This is a genomic window from Curtobacterium sp. TXMA1, assembly GCF_020162095.1.
Lineage (GTDB): Bacteria > Actinomycetota > Actinomycetes > Actinomycetales > Microbacteriaceae > Curtobacterium.
Window position 1 is genome coordinate 3,187,699 of record NZ_CP083910.1, and the last position, 13,014, is coordinate 3,200,712.

General features: G+C 67.4%; 18 protein-coding genes. All 18 read right to left on the reverse strand.

Translation table 11 applies throughout. The features are described from left to right. Positions 1-3: 3 nt before the first annotated feature. The 18 genes from rplN to rpsL all read right to left on the reverse strand — a co-directional run bounded on the left by rplN (position 4) and on the right by rpsL (position 12,875). Entirely contained in the window at positions 4-372 is a 369-nt protein-coding gene (rplN, locus tag LCG91_RS15040) for a 50S ribosomal protein L14 (RefSeq protein ID WP_017885523.1), read from the reverse strand. A gap of 31 nt (positions 373-403) precedes the next feature. Beyond that, a complete protein-coding gene (gene rpsQ, locus LCG91_RS15045) occupies positions 404-688 on the reverse strand; it encodes a 30S ribosomal protein S17 (RefSeq protein ID WP_058728266.1) in 285 nt (94 codons plus the stop codon). Beyond that, complete coding sequence (rpmC, locus tag LCG91_RS15050; RefSeq protein ID WP_058728265.1) at positions 688-1,005, reverse strand: 50S ribosomal protein L29; 318 nt, start codon at positions 1,003-1,005, stop codon at positions 688-690. The genes rpsQ and rpmC overlap by 1 nt, the downstream gene beginning before the upstream one ends. Then, positions 1,005-1,424: a 50S ribosomal protein L16 gene (rplP, locus tag LCG91_RS15055; protein ID WP_022906346.1), complete on the reverse strand. Its 420-nt coding sequence runs from the start codon at positions 1,422-1,424 to the stop codon at positions 1,005-1,007. The genes rpmC and rplP overlap by 1 nt, the downstream gene beginning before the upstream one ends. Positions 1,425-1,426: 2 nt before the next feature. Then, positions 1,427-2,224 carry a 30S ribosomal protein S3 gene (rpsC, locus tag LCG91_RS15060; RefSeq protein WP_022903280.1) on the reverse strand — a complete coding sequence of 266 codons (798 nt, stop codon included), beginning with the start codon at positions 2,222-2,224 and terminating at the stop codon, positions 1,427-1,429. Next, the gene (gene rplV / locus LCG91_RS15065) at positions 2,224-2,616 is read right to left on the reverse strand and encodes a 50S ribosomal protein L22 (RefSeq protein WP_035809257.1); all 393 of its coding nucleotides are present in this window, start codon (positions 2,614-2,616) and stop codon (positions 2,224-2,226) included. Before rplV ends, rpsC begins: the two co-directional genes overlap by 1 nt. Before the next feature lie 25 nt (positions 2,617-2,641). Beyond that, positions 2,642-2,923 carry a 30S ribosomal protein S19 gene (gene rpsS, locus LCG91_RS15070; RefSeq protein ID WP_017885529.1) on the reverse strand — a complete coding sequence of 94 codons (282 nt, stop codon included), beginning with the start codon at positions 2,921-2,923 and terminating at the stop codon, positions 2,642-2,644. A gap of 11 nt (positions 2,924-2,934) precedes the next feature. Beyond that, positions 2,935-3,774 (reverse strand): 50S ribosomal protein L2, encoded by an 840-nt coding sequence (rplB, locus tag LCG91_RS15075; RefSeq protein WP_022903282.1) that lies wholly within the window; start codon positions 3,772-3,774, stop codon positions 2,935-2,937. An 18-nt stretch (positions 3,775-3,792) separates the two neighbouring features. Further along, positions 3,793-4,092: a 50S ribosomal protein L23 gene (rplW, locus tag LCG91_RS15080; RefSeq protein WP_022903283.1), complete on the reverse strand. Its 300-nt coding sequence runs from the start codon at positions 4,090-4,092 to the stop codon at positions 3,793-3,795. Next, positions 4,089-4,748 (reverse strand): 50S ribosomal protein L4, encoded by a 660-nt coding sequence (rplD, locus tag LCG91_RS15085; RefSeq protein ID WP_058728263.1) that lies wholly within the window; start codon positions 4,746-4,748, stop codon positions 4,089-4,091. The genes rplW and rplD overlap by 4 nt, the downstream gene beginning before the upstream one ends. 2 nt (positions 4,749-4,750) lie before the next feature. After that, complete coding sequence (gene rplC, locus LCG91_RS15090; protein ID WP_022903285.1) at positions 4,751-5,404, reverse strand: 50S ribosomal protein L3; 654 nt, start codon at positions 5,402-5,404, stop codon at positions 4,751-4,753. 13 nt (positions 5,405-5,417) lie between these two features. Further along, positions 5,418-5,726 carry a 30S ribosomal protein S10 gene (rpsJ, locus tag LCG91_RS15095; RefSeq protein WP_022903286.1) on the reverse strand — a complete coding sequence of 103 codons (309 nt, stop codon included), beginning with the start codon at positions 5,724-5,726 and terminating at the stop codon, positions 5,418-5,420. Positions 5,727-6,458: 732 nt separating this feature from the next. After that, positions 6,459-7,274, reverse strand: a complete 816-nt coding sequence (locus LCG91_RS15100) for a DarT ssDNA thymidine ADP-ribosyltransferase family protein (protein ID WP_224441885.1) — start codon at positions 7,272-7,274, stop codon at positions 6,459-6,461. 81 nt (positions 7,275-7,355) lie between these two features. Beyond that, a complete protein-coding gene (locus LCG91_RS15105) occupies positions 7,356-8,333 on the reverse strand; it encodes a DNA topoisomerase IB (RefSeq protein WP_058728468.1) in 978 nt (325 codons plus the stop codon). Between the two features lie 157 nt (positions 8,334-8,490). Further along, positions 8,491-9,678 (reverse strand): elongation factor Tu, encoded by a 1,188-nt coding sequence (gene tuf, locus LCG91_RS15110; RefSeq protein ID WP_058728450.1) that lies wholly within the window; start codon positions 9,676-9,678, stop codon positions 8,491-8,493. Between the two features lie 136 nt (positions 9,679-9,814). Next, complete coding sequence (fusA, locus tag LCG91_RS15115; RefSeq protein ID WP_224441886.1) at positions 9,815-11,929, reverse strand: elongation factor G; 2,115 nt, start codon at positions 11,927-11,929, stop codon at positions 9,815-9,817. A 101-nt stretch (positions 11,930-12,030) separates the two neighbouring features. Beyond that, positions 12,031-12,501: a 30S ribosomal protein S7 gene (gene rpsG, locus LCG91_RS15120; protein WP_058728452.1), complete on the reverse strand. Its 471-nt coding sequence runs from the start codon at positions 12,499-12,501 to the stop codon at positions 12,031-12,033. Between the two features lie 5 nt (positions 12,502-12,506). Next, on the reverse strand, positions 12,507-12,875 hold the full coding sequence (rpsL, locus tag LCG91_RS15125) for a 30S ribosomal protein S12 (protein WP_058728453.1): 369 nt from the start codon (positions 12,873-12,875) through the stop codon (positions 12,507-12,509). Positions 12,876-13,014 lie beyond the last annotated feature (139 nt).

Sequence of the window (13,014 nt, forward strand, 5' to 3'; positions counted from 1 at the left end):
GGCTTACAGCACCTCCGGCGCGAGCGAGATGATCTTCATGAACTTCTTGTCACGGAGCTCACGACCGACCGGACCGAAGATGCGCGTACCGCGCGGGTCGCCGTCGGCCTTGAGGATCACTGCCGCGTTCTCGTCGAACTTGATGTAGGAGCCGTCCTGACGACGGGTCTCCTTCTTGGTGCGAACGATGACCGCCTTGACGACGTCACCCTTCTTCACGTTGCCGCCGGGGATGGCGTCCTTCACCGTGGCGACGATGACGTCACCGAGACCGGCGTAGCGACGACCCGAGCCACCGAGCACGCGGATGGTCAAGATCTCCTTGGCACCCGTGTTGTCGGCGACCTTCAGGCGGGATTCCTGCTGAATCACTGCTGTCTCCTATTCCGAAGCAGGCCGGGGCCTACTTGGCCTTCTCGAGGATCTCGACCAGGCGCCAGCGCTTGGAGGCGCTGAGGGGACGGGTCTCGCTGATCACGACGAGGTCGCCGACACCCGCGGTGCCGAGCTCGTCGTGGGCCTTCACCTTGGACGTGCGGCGGATGATCTTGCCGTAGAGCGCGTGCTTCACGCGGTCCTCGACCTCGACCACGATGGTCTTGTCCATCTTGTCGCTCGTCACGTAGCCGCGACGCGTCTTGCGGTAGCCGCGGGTCGAGGCGGCGGAGTTCTTCTCTTCGTTCGCCATCAGTTCTCCTCGGCGGTAGCGGCCTCGGTCGACTCGGCCGGCTTGTCAGCCTTCTTCGTCTTCTTGGCCTTGGTGGCGGTCTCGACGGGCGCGGGGGTGGCACGGATGCCGAGCTCGCGCTCGCGGAGGACGGTGTAGATGCGTGCGATGTCGCGCTTGACGGCACGGAGACGACCGTGGCTCTCCAGCTGGCCGGTGGCCGACTGGAAGCGGAGGTTGAAGAGTTCCTCCTTGGCCTTCTTCAGCTCGTCAGCGAGACGCTCGTTCTCGAACGTGTCGAGCTCCGTGGGACGGAGCTCCTTGGAACCGATCGCCATTACGCGTCGCCCTCCTCGCGCTTGATGATGCGTGCCTTGAGGGGCAGCTTGTGGATTGCACGGGTCAGCGCCTCGCGGGCGATGTCCTCGTTGACGCCGGAGAGCTCGAAGAGCACACGACCCGGCTTGACGTTGGCGACCCACCACTCGGGCGAGCCCTTACCGGAACCCATGCGGGTCTCAGCCGGCTTCTTGGTGAGCGGACGGTCCGGGTAGATGTTGATCCACACCTTGCCGCCACGCTTGATGTGACGCGTCATGGCGATACGAGCGGACTCGATCTGACGGTTGGTCACGTACGCCGGGGTGAGGGCCTGGATGCCGTAGTCGCCGAAGCTGACCTTGGTACCACCGGTGGCCTGACCCGAACGCTTCGGGTGGTGCTGCTTGCGGTGCTTGACTCGACGGGGAATAAGCATGGTTACGCCTCAACTCCTGCGCCGGCCGGCGCGTCCTGCGGGGCCTGCTGCTGACGGCCGCCACGGTCGCCGCCACGACGGTCGCCGCGCTCGCCACGGGGGCCGCCACGACGCTCCGGGCGCGACGAACGCTGGTTCGCCTGCTCGCGAGCGAGCTCCTTGTTCGTGATGTCGCCCTTGTAGATCCAGACCTTCACGCCGATGCGACCGAAGGTGGTGCGCGCCTCGTAGAAGCCGTAGTCGATGTTCGCGCGGAGCGTGTGCAGGGGCACACGGCCCTCGCGGTAGAACTCCGAGCGCGACATCTCGGCGCCGCCGAGACGGCCCGACACCTGGATGCGGACACCCTTGGCGCCGGCGCGCTGTGCACCCTGCAGGCCCTTGCGCATGGCGCGACGGAACGCGACACGAGCGGAGAGCTGCTCGGCGATGCCCTGCGCGACGAGCTGGGCCTCGGTCTCGGGGTTCTTGACCTCGAGGATGTTGAGCTGGATCTGCTTCTTGGTGAGCTTCTCCAGCTCGCCACGGACGCGCTCCGCCTCGGCGCCACGGCGACCGATGACGATGCCCGGACGCGCGGTGTGGATGTCCACGCGGACGCGGTCACGGGTGCGCTCGAGCTCGATGCGGGCGACACCGGCGCGGTCGAGGGTCTTCTTCAGGTACTCGCGCACCTTGATGTCCTCGGCCACGTAGTCGGCGTAGCGCTGACCGGCCTTCGTGCTGTCGGTGAACCAGTGCGAGACGTGGTCCGTCGTGATCCCGAGACGGAAGCCGTACGGGTTGACCTTCTGGCCCATTACTTGCTCGCCTTCTTGCTCGTCGCGGCGACCTCGGCCTCGTCCGGCGTCGCGAGGACGACCGTGATGTGGCTGGTGCGCTTGTTGATGCGGAAGGCCCGGCCCTGAGCACGCGGCTGGAACCGCTTCAGGGTCGTGCCCTCGTCGACGAAGACGCGGCTCACGTAGAGGTCGCGCTCGTCGAGGAAGCTGTTCGTCGAGTCCGCCTTGACACGTGCGTTGGCGATCGCCGAGGCGACCAGCTTGTACACGGGCTCCGAAGCGCCCTGGGGGGCGAACTTCAGGATGGCGAGGGCCTCGTGGGCCTGCTTGCCGCGGATCAGCTCGATGACGCGACGGGCCTTCTGAGGCGTGACGCGGATGTGTCGCACGCGTGCGATCGACTCCACCATTTCGTTCCTCCTCTTCGTCCCCGCGTTAGCGGCGACGGCCCTTCTTGTCGTCCTTCACGTGACCACGGAAGGTGCGGGTCGGCGCGAACTCGCCGAGCTTGTGACCGACCATCGACTCGGTGACGAACACCGGGATGTGCTTGCGGCCGTCGTGCACGGCGATCGTGTGCCCGAGCATGTTCGGGACGATCATCGAGCGACGCGACCAGGTGCGGATCACGTTCTTGGTGTTGGCCTCGTTCTGCGTGACGACCTTGCGGAGCAGGTGCTCGTCGACGAAGGGGCCCTTCTTCAGACTGCGTGGCATCTTCTGAACTCCTACTTGCGCTTCTTGCCGGCGTTACGGCGACGGACGATGAGCTTGTCGCTCGGCTTGTTCGGCTTGCGCGTACGACCCTCGGCCTGGCCCCAGGGGCTGACCGGGTGACGACCACCGGACGTCTTGCCCTCACCACCACCGTGCGGGTGGTCGACCGGGTTCATCGCGACACCACGCACGGTCGGGCGGACGCCCTTCCAGCGCATGCGGCCGGCCTTGCCCCAGTTGATGTTGGACTGCTCGGCGTTGCCGACCTCACCGATGGTGGCGCGGCAGCGGGCGTCGACGTTGCGGACCTCGCCCGACGGCAGACGGAGCTGCGCGTAGGGGCCGTCCTTGGCGACGAGGCGGACCGAGGCACCGGCCGAGCGCGCCATCTTCGCGCCGCCACCGGGGCGGAGCTCGATGGCGTGGATGACCGTACCCACGGGGATGTTGCGCAGCGGCAGGTTGTTGCCGGGCTTGATGTCGGCGCCCGGGCCCTGCTCGACGACGTCGCCCTGCTTCAGCTTGTTCGGCGCGATGATGTAGCGCTTCGTGCCGTCGACGTAGTGCAGGAGCGCGATGCGCGCGGTGCGGTTCGGGTCGTACTCGATGTGTGCGACCTTGGCGTCCACGCCGTCCTTGTCGTGACGACGGAAGTCGATCACGCGGTACTGGCGCTTGTGGCCACCACCGATGTGGCGCGTGGTGATGCGGCCCGAGCTGTTGCGGCCACCGGTCTTCGGCAGCGGACGAAGCAGCGACTTCTCCGGCGTCGAACGGGTGATCTCAGCGAAGTCGGCGACCGACGAGCCGCGACGACCGGGGGTCGTCGGCTTGTAGTTACGAATAGCCATGATTTATCCCTCTGGTCCTCAGCCGACAGCCGTGAAGATGTCGATCGAACCGGACTTGAGCGTCACGATGGCGCGCTTGGTGTCCTTGCGCTTGCCCATGCCGAAACGCGTGCGACGGGTCTTGCCCGGACGGTTCAGCGTGTTGATGCTGGCGACCTTGACGTCGAAGATCTTCTCGATGGCGAGCTTGATCTCGGTCTTGTTCGAACGGGGGTCCACGATGAACGTGTACTTGCCCTGGTCGATCAGGCCGTAGCTCTTCTCCGAGACGACCGGCGAGATGATGATGTCGCGCGGGTCCTTGTTGAAGCCGCTCATGCGGAGATCTCCTTCGCGGTCTTCGACGCGATGAAGGCGTCGAGTGCGCTCTTGCTGAAGACGAGGGCGTCGGACTTGAGCACGTCGTAGGCGTTGAGCTGGCCGTACGAGAGCGCGTGGACACCCGGCAGGTTGCGGACCGACTTGAGCGTGAGCTCGTCGTCCGACTCGAGCACGACGAGCACGTTCTTGACGGGCGCGACCTTCTCGATGAGCGTGCGAGCGGTCTTGGTCGACGGCACCTCGGCCGGGACGAAGGACTCGACGGCGGCGATGCGGCCACCGCGGGCGCGGTCCGAGAGCGAGCCGAGCAGCGCCGCGGCGATCATCTTCTTCGGGGTGCGCTGCGAGTAGTCGCGCGGGGTCGGTCCGTGGACGACGCCACCGCCGGTGTGCTCCGGAGCGCGGACCGAACCCTGACGGGAGCGGCCGGTGCCCTTCTGCTTGAACGGCTTGCGACCAGCACCGCGGACCTCGCCGCGGTTCTTGGTCTTGTGGGTGCCCTGACGCGCGGCGGCGAGCTGCGCGGTGACGACCTGGTGGATCAGCGGGACGTTCGTCTCGACGTCGAAGAGCTCGGCGGGCAGCTCGATGCTGCCGGCGACGGCTCCGGTCGCGTCGAGGACGTCGATCGTGGTTGCGGTCTCGGTGGCCATGATCACTTACCCTTCACGGCGGTGCGGACGAAGACGGAGCGACCGCGAGCACCGGGGACGGCGCCCTTGACGAGCAGCAGACCCTTCTCGGCGTCGACGGCGTGCACCGTGAGGTTGAGGACGGTCACGCGCTCGCCACCCATGCGACCAGCCATGCGCATGCCCTTGAAGACGCGCGACGGGGTCGACGAAGCACCGATCGAACCGGGCTTGCGGTGGTTGCGGTGGGCACCGTGCGAAGCGGACACACCGGCGAAGCCGTGGCGCTTCATGACACCGGCGAAGCCCTTGCCCTTCGACGTCCCGACGACGTCGACCTTCTGGCCGGCCTCGAAGGTGTCGACGGTGAGCTCCTGGCCGAGCGTGTACTCGGCGGAGTCGTTGGTGCGGATCTCGGTGAGGGTGCGACGCGGGGTCACACCAGCAGCCTCGAAGTGGCCGGCAGCCGGCTTGTTCACCTTGCGCGGGTCGATGGCGCCGGCGGCGATCTGGATCGCCTCGTAGCCGTCGCGCTCGACGTTGCGGATCTGGGTGACCACGTTCGGGCCGACCTCGATCACGGTGACGGGGATGAACTTGTTGTTCTCGTCCCACACCTGGGTCATCCCGAGCTTCTTGCCGAGGAGGCCCTTGACGGTCTTGGTTGAGTTCGCCATTGGTCAGTCCCCCTTACAGCTTGATCTCGATGTTGACGTCGGCCGGGAGGTCGAGTCGCATGAGCGAGTCGACGGCCTTCGGCGTCGGGTCGACGATGTCGATGACCCGCTTGTGCGTGCGCTTCTCGAAGTGCTCGCGCGAGTCCTTGTACTTGTGGGGCGAACGGATCACGGTGACCACGTTCTTCTCGGTGGGGAGCGGCACCGGGCCGACCACGGTCGCACCGGCACGGGTCACCGTGTCGACGATCTTCCGGGCCGACGTGTCGATGACCTCGTGGTCGTACGACTTGAGCCGGATGCGGATCTTCTGTCCCGCCATGTGTCTCTCTGTCCTCTCTGCGCCGCGCACCCTCGGGCCGCCTGACGCCGCCGTCACCGTGCATTCCTGCAGGGCTTGGCTGTTTTCCTGAACCAACCGGCCGCATCCTCGGGGGATGACCGCTGTTCTCCTGTCAACCGCGCAGGGCGACCGTGGCCGTCCAGCGTGGGCATGTCGCTTCCCCGCACTCCGGGCACAACCGTGTCTCTCGACACGGCGCTGCTCGTCGCGCTTCGTGGGGATTCGATCGTGTTCTGCTGCCTGCGGCCCAACCCAGCTCCGCTGGACGGAGGGGTTGTGCACTGCCAGAGCAGTGATCCTGCGCGCGCGAACGCCCGCGGAATTCGGAACCGGACAAGTCTCCCATAGGCACGGCATCCGTGCAACCCGGGCGTGTCGCGGGATCTGGGTCGCCCCGGTGCGGCACGTTGCCCCGGAACGACGCGGTTGTCGTCGGTCTGGAGGCCCGCCCCACCCCGGGCGCGTCGCGCACCTCCCCGGGGTGGCCGGTACGTCCTCCGCGCGGCCTCCGACTGGTCGGTCCCGGACCGCGAGCGGGCACGACACGTCGCGCGGTGGGCGCCGGCCGGGTGCGATCGGTCCCGTCGCGGCGCCGAGCGTGACGGATGTCGCCCGCTCGGCGGGGGCCGGGGGGGCGGGCCTCCCCACACAGGTCGTGCCCGCTCGGACAGGCCGAGCGGGCACGACGGTGCAGTGCTCCTGAGTCTGCGGTCAGGACTCCTCGGACACCGGCGGGACGAACCACGGCGGGAAGACCGCGACGCGCGGGCCGGTGACCCGGTGCTCGGCGAGCAGCGACTTGACCTGCTGCCGGACGCGGTCGTTCGGCACGCCGATGACGGCGACCGACGAGAACGGCACACGGGGCCCGGCGAGCAGCTCGAGACCGTGCATCTCCGGGTCGGTGAAGTCCGTCCGGCGGATCAGGTTCGTCGCCGCCTCGGGTCCGACCGCGAAGCGCACGTCGTCGGCCTCGGCGTCCTGATCGGCGACGATCACCGATGCACCGAAGGCGGACACCGGTACGACGAGGACGACGTACTCCGTGGCGCGGGTCCGACGGGCGGCGTCCGACCAACGGGGCCCCTCGGCCCCTCGGCGGAGTTCGTCCCAACGCGTGGCGTCGGGCGAGAGCGTGAACGAGACGTGACCGGCCACCGGGCCACCGTCCGGCGCGGTCGCCTCGGCACGCGCGGCACGCGTCTCGGCGGAGCTGACGTCGACGGCCGGGGTGGCCGTGTCGGCGGCGAGGATCGCACCCTCGGCGACGATCGACGTCAGGTTGTCGACGTGGGTGGCGTGGTGCGCCCGGAGCGACGCGAAGACACGGGGTTCGGGCAGTTCGGGAGCGGCCGGCGAGCGGAGCGACGAGGAGCCGCGCGCGGGAGCCGGGGTGGAGCGGAGGTCGGTGGTGATGCGGGTCCGACGGGGCGTCGGCGTGGTGGGGACGGCAGGCGCCTCGGCCTGTCGGGGGGAGCAGATGTCGCAGAGTTCGGTGGGGAAACCGTGGATGCACTCGTCGGTCACGACTGGGAGGGGTCCTTCCGTGCCCGGGTGGGGGAGGTCGGGCACGGTGTCCAACCGTACGTCATGAACCGTCCCCGTCCGTCACTGTCGGTAGAGCAGGGCACGCACCTCGGACTCGGCAGCGTGCAGGCGTTCGGGATCGATGGTCTCGCCGTGCTGGTAGGCGTCGAGCAACCGCGGGTCGATGTAGCTCTGCCGGCACACCGTGGGGGTGTTGCCGAGCTCCTCGCTGGCGGCCTTGACGGCGTGCGAGACGGCCTTCTTGCGCTTCGCCTCGCTGGGCTGCGGACCGGTGCGCGCCAGGTCGACGGCGGCGGCCACGGTGCCGTGCAGGGTCCGGAAGTCCTTCGCGGTGAACTCGTCCCCGGCGCGCTCCTTCACGTACTCGTTGATGTCCTCCGCTGCGAGGGGCTCCCAGTCGGCACCGCGTTCGGCACGGAACGACAGCAGGCGGGCGGTCGGGCCACGTCGCTTCATCCCGGCGATGACCCGCGCCAGGTCGTGGTCGTGGATGGTGGACGACCACTCCTGCCCGCTCTTGCCCGGGAAGTCGAGCTCGATGTCGTCGCCGGACACGTGGGCGTGCGCGCAGAGCAGCGTCGACAGCCCGCGGCTGCCGTGTTCGGTCGCGTAGCGCTCGGACCCGACCCGGAGCGACCCCTGGTCGAGCATCCGGAAGGCCGCGGCGAGAGCACGTCGCCGATCGGGCTCAGGCCGTCGGAGGTCCTGTGTCACCATCCGACGGGCGGACGGCAGCGACTCGGCGAGTGCGAGCGCGCGGTCGTACTTGATCCGGTCCATCCGCTCGCGCCAGCCCGGGTGGTACATGTACTGCCGCCGGCCGGCGCCGTCGATGCCGGTCGCAAGGATGTGCCCGTTGTCGTACGGCGAGATCCAGACGTCGTCCCACGCCGGCGGGATGACGAGTTCGTCCAGGCGCTTGCGGACATCCTTGTCGGTCACCGTCCTGCCGTCCGGGTCGCGGTACGAGAAGCCCTTGCCGCTGCGGACACGGTGGTACCCACGACCGTTGGTCGCGGAGCGGCGGAGACGGGTCACCCGCACGATGTTGCCCGTCACTGCCTGGGACCGGTCACCGGGAGACGATCCGAGGCCGCGCCGGAGGAGCGGACCGGGGCCACGCCGGGAACGACGAAGCGGGGCCGGGCCCGAAGGCCCGACCCCGCTGACGCAGTGTCTTCCGGAGAACCGGGAGTTACTTGACGATCTCCTCGACCGTACCGGCGCCGACCGTACGACCACCCTCACGGATGGCGAAGCGGAGGCCGGCCTCCATCGCGATCGGCTGGATCAGCTCGACCGACATGGCGACGGTGTCGCCCGGCATGACCATCTCGGTGCCCTCGGGCAGCGTGATGACGCCGGTGACGTCCGTGGTGCGGAAGTAGAACTGCGGACGGTAGTTCGCGTAGAACGGGTTGTGACGACCGCCCTCTTCCTTGGTCAGGATGTACGCGTTCGCCTTGAACTCGGTGTGCGGCGTGACCGAACCCGGCTTCACGACGACCTGGCCGCGCTCGACGTCCTCGCGCTTGAGGCCACGGATGAGGAGACCGGTGTTGTCGCCCGCCTCAGCCTTGTCCAGCAGCTTGCGGAACATCTCGATGCCCGTGACCGTGGTCTTCTGCGTCGGGCGGATGCCGACGATCTCGACCTCGGAGTTGAGGTCCAGCGTGCCACGCTCGACGCGACCGGTGACGACGGTGCCACGACCGGTGATCGTGAAGACGTCCTCGATCGGCATGAGGAACGGCTGGTCGGTGGCGCGCACCGGGTCCGGGACGTTCTCGTCGACGGCGGACATCAGGTCCTGGACGGACTTGACCCACTTCTCGTCGCCCTCGAGCGCCTTGAGCGCCGAGACCTGCACGACGGGGGCGTCCTCGTCGAACTCCTGCGAGCCGAGGAGCTCACGGACCTCGAGCTCGACGAGCTCCAGGATCTCCTCGTCGTCCACCATGTCGGACTTGTTCAGCGCGACGACGATGTAGGGGACGCCGACCTGGCGGGCGAGCAGCACGTGCTCACGCGTCTGGGGCATCGGGCCGTCGGTGGCGGCGACCACGAGGATCGCGCCGTCCATCTGGGCCGCACCGGTGATCATGTTCTTGACGTAGTCAGCGTGACCCGGAGCGTCGACGTGCGCGTAGTGGCGCTTGTCGGTCTGGTACTCGACGTGCGAGATGTTGATCGTGATGCCGCGGTCGCGCTCCTCGGGAGCGCTGTCGATCTGAGCGAAGTCACGGGCCTCGTTGAGGTCCGGGTACTGGTCGTGCAGAACCTTGGTGATCGCCGCCGTGAGCGTGGTCTTGCCGTGGTCGACGTGACCGATGGTTCCGATGTTGACGTGCGGCTTGGTCCGCTCGAACTTGGCCTTGGCCACTGTGGGTCCTCCTCAGGACTCGGAGAGCATGCCCCCGGTTCTCGACCGTTGGCGTGCAGGGTGTGTGTCTTACATTACTTGGTGGCGAGGGGCCCGTCGCCGGGCGCCCCCGCCTGTGGAGAAGACGCTCAGAGCGTCAGTTCCCCTTGCCCTTCTCGATGATCTCCTCTTCGACCTTCTTCGGGACCTGTGCGTAGGTCTCGAAGGTCATCGAGTAGACGGCACGACCGGAGGTCTTCGAACGAAGGTCGCCGACGTAGCCGAACATCTCGGACAGCGGCACGCTCGCGCGGACCACCTTGACGCCCGAGGCGTCCTCCATCGAGGCGATCTGGCCACGACGGGAGTTCAGGTCACCGATGACGTCGCCCATGTACTCCTCCGGAGTACGGACCTCGACGGCCATGATCGGCTCGAGGATGACGGGGCCGGCCTTGCGGGCAGCCTCCTTGTACGCCATCGAACCGGCGATCTTGAACGCCATCTCGGACGAGTCGACGTCGTGCGACTGACCGTCCTTGAGGATGGCCTTCACACCGACGGTCGGGTACCCGGCGAGGATACCGACCTGCATGGCGTCCTGGATACCGGCGTCGACCGAGGGGATGTACTCGCGCGGGACGCGGCCACCGGTGACGGCGTTCTCGAACTCGTAGACCTTCTCGGCCGTGACCTCGATCGGCTCGAGCGCGATCTGCACCTTCGCGAACTGACCGGAACCACCGGTCTGCTTCTTGTGGGTGTAGTCGTAGCGCTCGACCGGCTTGGTCAGCGTCTCGCGGTAGGCGACCTGCGGCTTGCCGACCGACGCCTCGACCTTGAACTCGCGCTTCATGCGGTCGACGAGGATGTCGAGGTGGAGCTCGCCCATGCCCTTGATGGTGGTCTGGCCGGTCTCGGCGTTGAGCTCGACGCGGAACGTCGGGTCCTCTTCGGCGAGCTTCTGGATGGCCGTGGAGAGCTTCTCCTGGTCGGCCTTCGTGTTCGGCTCGATGGCGACCTCGATCACCGGCTCCGGGAACGTCATCGACTCGAGGACGACCTGGTCGTTCGGGTCGCAGAGCGTGTCACCGGTGGTGGTGTCCTTGAGGCCGATCACCGCGTAGATGTGGCCCGCGGTCACGTTGTCGACCGGGTTCTCCTTGTTGGAGTGCATCTGGAAGATCTTGCCGATGCGCTCCTTCTTGCCCTTGGTCGAGTTGATGACCTGGGCACCGGACTCGATCGAGCCGGAGTACACGCGGACGTAGGTCAGACGACCGAAGAACGGGTGCACCGCGACCTTGAACGCCAGCGCCGAGAACGGCTCGGTGGCGTCGGGCTTGCGGATGATCTCCTTCTCCTCGTCCTTGACGTCGTGGCCGATCATCGGCGGCACGTCGAGCGGAGACGGGAGGTACGAGATGACGGCGTCGAGCATCGGCTGGACACCGCGGTTCTTGAACGCCGAGCCGCACAGGACGGGGTAGACCTCGGACGCGATCGTGAGCTTGCGGATGCCGGCGCGGATCTCGTCCTTCGTCAGCTCCTGGCCGTCGAAGAACTTCTCGAGCAGGGCATCGTCGGACTCCGCGACGCGCTCGACGAGCTTGGCGCGGTACTCCTCGGCACGGGCCTGGAGGTCCGCGGGGATCTCCTGGACCTCGTACTGCGCGCCCATGGTCACGTCACCCTTGGCGTCGCCGGGCCAGACCTTGGCGTGCATCTCGATGAGGTCGACGACACCGATGAAGTCGTTCTCGGCACCGATCGGGAGCTGGAGCACGAGCGGCTCCGCGCCGAGACGGTTGATGATCGTGTCGACGGTGAAGTAGAAGTCCGCGCCGAGCTTGTCCATCTTGTTGACGAAGCAGATGCGGGGGACGTTGTACTTGTCCGCCTGACGCCACACGGTCTCGGACTGGGGCTCGACGCCCTCCTTGCCGTCGAAGACGGCGACGGCACCGTCGAGGACGCGGAGCGAGCGCTCCACCTCGACCGTGAAGTCCACGTGACCGGGGGTGTCGATGATGTTGATCTGGTTGTTGTCCCAGAAGCAGGTCGTCGCGGCCGACGTGATCGTGATGCCGCGCTCCTGCTCCTGCGCCATCCAGTCCATCGTGGCAGCGCCGTCGTGGACCTCACCGATCTTGTGCGTGATGCCCGTGTAGAACAGGATGCGCTCGGTCGTCGTGGTCTTGCCGGCATCGATGTGCGCCATGATGCCGATGTTGCGGACCTTGTTCAGGTCGGTGAGCACGTCCTGTGCCACAGGTTCCTCCGGAAGAGTTGTAGGAGAGGTTGGCGCCCGGGCGGGCGTCGGCGGTGCGTGACCACCGACGCCCGATCGGAGCCGGGACTACCGGGCCGGGATTACCAGCGGTAGTGGGCGAAGGCCTTGTTCGACTCGGCCATCTTGTGGGTGTCCTCACGGCGCTTGACCGCGGCACCGAGACCGTTCGACGCGTCGAGGATCTCGTTCATGAGACGCTCGGTCATCGTCTTCTCGCGACGGGCCTTGGCGTACGAGGTGAGCCAGCGGAGCGCGAGGGTGTTCGCGCGGTGCGGCTTGACCTCGACCGGGACCTGGTAGGTCGAGCCACCGACGCGGCGGCTGCGGACCTCGAGGGTCGGACGGACGTTGTCGAGCGCCTTCTTCAGCGTCGCGACGGCGTCCTGCTGGTTCTTGGCGGAGACGCCCTCGAGTGCATCGTAGACGATGCGCTCGGCGAGGCCCTTCTTGCCGTCCAGGAGGATCTTGTTGACGAGCTGCGAGACGATCGGCGCGCCGTACACCGGGTCGGCGACGACGGGACGCTTCGGGGCGGGACCCTTACGAGGCATCTATCTCAACCCTTCTTCGCGCCGTAGCGGCTGCGGGCCTGCTTACGGTTCTTGACGGCCTGGGTGTCCAGGGCACCGCGGATGATCTTGTAGCGCACACCGGGGAGGTCCTTCACACGACCGCCGCGGACGAGCACCATCGAGTGCTCCTGCAGGTTGTGGCCCTCACCGGGGATGTAGGCCGTGACCTCGGTGCCGTTCGAGAGCTTCACACGAGCGACCTTGCGCAGGGCCGAGTTCGGCTTCTTGGGGGTGGTGGTGTAGACGCGGGTGCAGACACCACGCTGCTGGGGGTTCGCCTTCAGTGCCGGCGCCTTGGTCTTGACGACCTTGGGCGTACGACCCTTGCGAACGAGCTGCTGGATGGTAGGCAACTGTTCTCCTGGTTCTTCGCTCGTGCTCTGGCCGACGCCTTCCGTCGGCTTCCTCATCCCACGCTGATCACCGCCTGACGGCGGAGGGAGGTCGTGGGATGGATGACCCGGTACGGTCTCGTCGAGGTCGACGAGGGTG

What these genes read in the sequence shown, in the direction of transcription:
- rplC (WP_022903285.1), bottom strand. Translation starts at nt 5,404, where the DNA reads ATGGCGAACTCAACCAAGACCGTCAAGGGCCTCCTCGGCAAGAAGCTC.
- rplP (WP_022906346.1), bottom strand. Translation starts at nt 1,424, where the DNA reads ATGCTTATTCCCCGTCGAGTCAAGCACCGCAAGCAGCACCACCCGAAG.
- rpsG (WP_058728452.1), bottom strand. Translation starts at nt 12,501, where the DNA reads ATGCCTCGTAAGGGTCCCGCCCCGAAGCGTCCCGTCGTCGCCGACCCG.
- rpsC (WP_022903280.1), bottom strand. Translation starts at nt 2,224, where the DNA reads ATGGGCCAGAAGGTCAACCCGTACGGCTTCCGTCTCGGGATCACGACG.
- rplW (WP_022903283.1), bottom strand. Translation starts at nt 4,092, where the DNA reads ATGAGCGGCTTCAACAAGGACCCGCGCGACATCATCATCTCGCCGGTC.
- rplD (WP_058728263.1), bottom strand. Translation starts at nt 4,748, where the DNA reads ATGGCCACCGAGACCGCAACCACGATCGACGTCCTCGACGCGACCGGA.
- rplB (WP_022903282.1), bottom strand. Translation starts at nt 3,774, where the DNA reads ATGGCTATTCGTAACTACAAGCCGACGACCCCCGGTCGTCGCGGCTCG.
- rpsQ (WP_058728266.1), bottom strand. Translation starts at nt 688, where the DNA reads ATGGCGAACGAAGAGAAGAACTCCGCCGCCTCGACCCGCGGCTACCGC.
- rpsJ (WP_022903286.1), bottom strand. Translation starts at nt 5,726, where the DNA reads ATGGCGGGACAGAAGATCCGCATCCGGCTCAAGTCGTACGACCACGAG.
- rpsS (WP_017885529.1), bottom strand. Translation starts at nt 2,923, where the DNA reads ATGCCACGCAGTCTGAAGAAGGGCCCCTTCGTCGACGAGCACCTGCTC.
- rplV (WP_035809257.1), bottom strand. Translation starts at nt 2,616, where the DNA reads ATGGTGGAGTCGATCGCACGCGTGCGACACATCCGCGTCACGCCTCAG.
- rpmC (WP_058728265.1), bottom strand. Translation starts at nt 1,005, where the DNA reads ATGGCGATCGGTTCCAAGGAGCTCCGTCCCACGGAGCTCGACACGTTC.